The sequence below is a fragment of the Nostoc sp. UCD121 genome, assembly GCF_014222285.1.
Lineage (GTDB): Bacteria > Cyanobacteriota > Cyanobacteriia > Cyanobacteriales > Nostocaceae > Nostoc.
The window spans coordinates 1-1,739 of the sequence record NZ_JACKZS010000443.1 but is presented as its reverse complement, the minus strand read 5'-3'; the positions used below and the strand labels follow the sequence as shown (position 1 = coordinate 1,739).

At 36.3% G+C, this 1,739-nt stretch carries 3 protein-coding genes; 2 read left to right on the top strand and 1 reads right to left on the bottom strand.

The genetic code is table 11. The features are described 5' to 3' along the window. Window positions 1-141 precede the first annotated feature (141 nt). Entirely contained in the window at window positions 142-426 is a 285-nt protein-coding gene (locus tag GNF10_RS36720) for a DUF427 domain-containing protein (protein ID WP_185580258.1), read from the bottom strand. A gap of 578 nt (window positions 427-1,004) precedes the next feature. Here GNF10_RS36720 and GNF10_RS36715 point away from each other — a divergent pair. Together GNF10_RS36715 and GNF10_RS36710 are read left to right on the top strand one after the other, a co-directional pair. Then, on the top strand, window positions 1,005-1,241 hold the full coding sequence (locus GNF10_RS36715; RefSeq protein ID WP_185580259.1) for a hypothetical protein: 237 nt from the start codon (window positions 1,005-1,007) through the stop codon (window positions 1,239-1,241). Between the two features lie 90 nt (window positions 1,242-1,331). Continuing rightward, window positions 1,332-1,703 (top strand): hypothetical protein, encoded by a 372-nt coding sequence (locus GNF10_RS36710; protein WP_185580260.1) that lies wholly within the window; start codon window positions 1,332-1,334, stop codon window positions 1,701-1,703. Window positions 1,704-1,739: the final 36 nt, after the last annotated feature.

The following is a 1,739-nucleotide window of genomic DNA, read 5'->3' as shown; positions in this document are numbered from 1 at the left end:
TCGCAAAGAATGTTTTTAATTTTTCGCCCACAAGAAGCGAGGTTTGTACCTTTTCTTCCTTCTGCCCTCTGCCCTCTGCCCTCTGCCTCCTGCCTTTCTTCTATCAATTTTCTGAAACTAAAATACTCCCAGCAACCTTTATTAAGCCTCTACTTTTACACCCTTCCAGAAGGCTATATAACCCTCAATATTCTTAGCCTTCTCCTTAGTGCTGGGATAGTACCAAGCAGCATCTTTATTGGTTTGTCCATCAACCTCAATACTGTAGTAGCTAGCAACACCTTTCCAAGGACAAGTACTGTGGGTATTACTGTCTGTGAAGTACTCCTTGTTAATGGAGTCAGCAGGAAAGTAATGGTTGTTTTCCACTACTACGGTGCGATCGCTTTCGGCTAAAACTGCGCCATTCCAAATTGCTTTCGGCATAAGTGAGTTTGCAAATAAACTATACACTTAACATTTTGACACGATCGGCTTATTTTATCCTCCTGAACGCCTAACTTACACCAGAGTCCATCCAACCTCCAATCAATAATCAATAAGGTTTAGAGAAAATTTTGCAATGCCAGTATTAATTAGCATCACTTTTGTTTATCAAATTGAAAATTAAAAGTATTTGCTTCTATCGGAAAGATTTCCTAGCATATTGGTATGGAAGCTTAAGTACCTAAAAAAAGTTGGATTTTAGTTTATAGCCGAAAGTAAAAAATCTCTATAAGGGAAGATCATTATTACATATATATGAGCGATCGCACCTTTGAGAATGGCTAGCAAACAAGATATTTGATTTGGCGCGCTTTTGCATTTTCTAAGTTTTTACTTACTAAATCTTTTACAAATTTTCAACTCCTGATAGTGGGGTTAATTTGACTTGGCTATTTGGTGTAATTAACAAATAAAGCTATCAAATAAACTGAGTTAAAAATGTTGAGATTTATAAAAAAGCAGACTCTGCAACTAAATAATACTGACTGGTGTACTTCGTTTTAATTAAGGATAGCTGTATGAAAATTCCAAACTTGATAAATTCTACACATTTTGTTGCTTGGATTAATTCTATACCTAAAATTACTAGTGTTCATAAAGCCAATAATAAAAAAAGTGGCGCATCAATGAACACAGCCGTCAACTCTGACGTTTTATCTAGCTATTCCAAGAATGTAAATTCTCTCAAATCATTTGATACTGCTTTAATTGCATATCAAATGATGGGACTGAGTAATTTTGATGAAAGAAGATAGAGAATAAATTTCAAACATCTATGATTGCTAAAAAGCAGGATTTTGTTAATAAATGAAACTGATGAATCTAGCACAATTTAGGGAAAAATTATGAAACTGACGAATTTGATAAATTCTGCAATTGTCGCTGCCTGTATTGCTTTTGCGCCTGGAATTGTTGACGCTCAAACAGTTAATAATAGTGGCAGACAAATCAACAGAGATTCGCAAAATGCCAGCTATCTTCAACCTTTCAATGTTGCTTTTCTAGCTTATCAAGGTGCTTTCAGAGAACAGGGTATTCCCAGTGCGGGTACTTTGCTATCTGAATTCCAAATAGGAAACCTGACAGCGAAAGATATAGTACAAGCTGCTATCAAGGCTAATAAATTACCAACGCAAGTTTTGAACGATCGAGGTTATGTTAATGCGGTCGAATCGCAGGTGACATCAATGATCAATGGTAATGACATAGGTAGCTAAAGATGAGTAAAAAAGCAGGGGGCAGGGGAGCAGGGG

What these genes read in the sequence shown, in the direction of transcription:
- GNF10_RS36720 (WP_185580258.1), bottom strand. Translation starts at nt 426, where the DNA reads ATGCCGAAAGCAATTTGGAATGGCGCAGTTTTAGCCGAAAGCGATCGC.
- GNF10_RS36715 (WP_185580259.1), top strand. Translation starts at nt 1,005, where the DNA reads ATGAAAATTCCAAACTTGATAAATTCTACACATTTTGTTGCTTGGATT.
- GNF10_RS36710 (WP_185580260.1), top strand. Translation starts at nt 1,332, where the DNA reads ATGAAACTGACGAATTTGATAAATTCTGCAATTGTCGCTGCCTGTATT.